The 1,474-nt window shown below is 53.5% G+C and carries 1 protein-coding gene; it reads right to left on the bottom strand.

The genetic code is table 11. From position 1 onward, the window contains the following. A partial coding sequence (gene guaA, locus AQR02_RS24430; RefSeq protein WP_082452064.1) for a glutamine-hydrolyzing GMP synthase occupies positions 1-1,135 on the bottom strand: 1,135 nt, incomplete at its 3' end. Positions 1,136-1,474 lie beyond the last annotated feature (339 nt).

Here is a 1,474-nt window from a genome sequence, read left to right on the forward strand (position 1 = left end):
CCAGCTCTTCACCCAGCTTGCGGACTTCGTCCTTGAACAGTGTATTCAGCGGCTCGATCAGGCTGAACTTCATGTCTTCCGGCAGTCCGCCGACATTATGATGTGATTTGATGGTCTGTGCGGTTGCTGTTCCGCTCTCTACGATATCGGTATACAGCGTACCTTGGGCCAGGAACGAGAAATCACCCAGCTTGGCCGATTCTTCGTCGAAGCAATAGATAAATTCATTACCGATAATCTTGCGCTTCTGCTCAGGGTCGGAGACACCGGCCAGCTTGCTCATGAAACGATCCCGCGCATCAATCTTCACCACATGAATATCGAATTTGCCGACAAAGGTTTCCATTACGCTCTCCGCTTCACCTTTGCGGAGCAGGCCGTGGTCAATGAACATACAGGTCAATTGATCACCGATCGCCCGGTGAATCAGCATCGCCACTACCGAGGAGTCTACACCGCCGCTGAGGGCGCAGAGCACTTTTTTGTCGCCGACTTTGTCTTGGATATCCTTGACGGCATCCTCAATAAAGGATTCCATCGTCCATTTGCCTTCACAGCCGCAAACCTCGTACAGGAAGTTCGAGATCATCTCATTCCCGTTCACGGAGTGGCGTACCTCAGGATGGAACTGCACCGCGAAGAATTTGCGGTCTGCATGACTCATTGCCGCAATCGGAGCACTCTCTGTGCCGGCATCAAGCTTGAATCCTGTTGGAAGCTCCACTACATGATCGCCGTGGCTCATCCAAACGGTCTGACCGCTCTCCAGTCCGGTAGCAAGGACAGCGCCCATTTCAAAGTCAACGTTGGCCTTGCCGTATTCCCGCTTGTCCGCACGTTCTACCTTTCCGCCTTGCTGGTGGGCCATAAGCTGCATACCATAGCAAATCCCGAAAATTGGCAGACCCAAATCATAAATAGCCGGATCCACATGAGGTGCATCCTCAGCGTAAACACTGCTTGGTCCCCCGGAGAAAACAATCCCCTTCGGTGAAAGTGCCTTGATCTTCTCAATTGGCGTATTGTACGGCAGAAGCTCGCTGTATACCCCAAGGTCCCGAATTCTGCGCGCGATAAGTTGGTTATACTGTCCTCCAAAATCGAGAACGACGATAATTTCATTTGGCTTATTCATTACGTGCCTCCCTTGATTATTGGATTCATTATACTCATGGTTAATTCTTACCGTCAAGGAAAGCAGGGCACGTAATCCATAAGCTTTTTGCCCGTAAAGTCCGGCAATGAAAGGATCGGAGCCGGAGGAATAAAAGCCGGGCGGCTCTTTTGGAAAAATACCCGCTTCCGCCTTAGGCCAGGCGGAAGGTAATGGTCAGGCAGTGGCCGATAAAGGCGGCGGCTTCTACGCCGTCCTGCGGCCCTGCCCGGCCGGGGGGCGCCGCCCCGGCCGGACTGTACGCCAGCGATTCCCACTGGCGTACGAACTGCCGGACCGCGGCACGAAGCCGCGCGTCCT

Origin of the sequence: Paenibacillus ihuae, from assembly GCF_001368795.1 — a bacterium.
Taxonomy (GTDB): Bacteria; Bacillota; Bacilli; order Paenibacillales; family Paenibacillaceae; genus Paenibacillus_AQ; species Paenibacillus_AQ ihuae.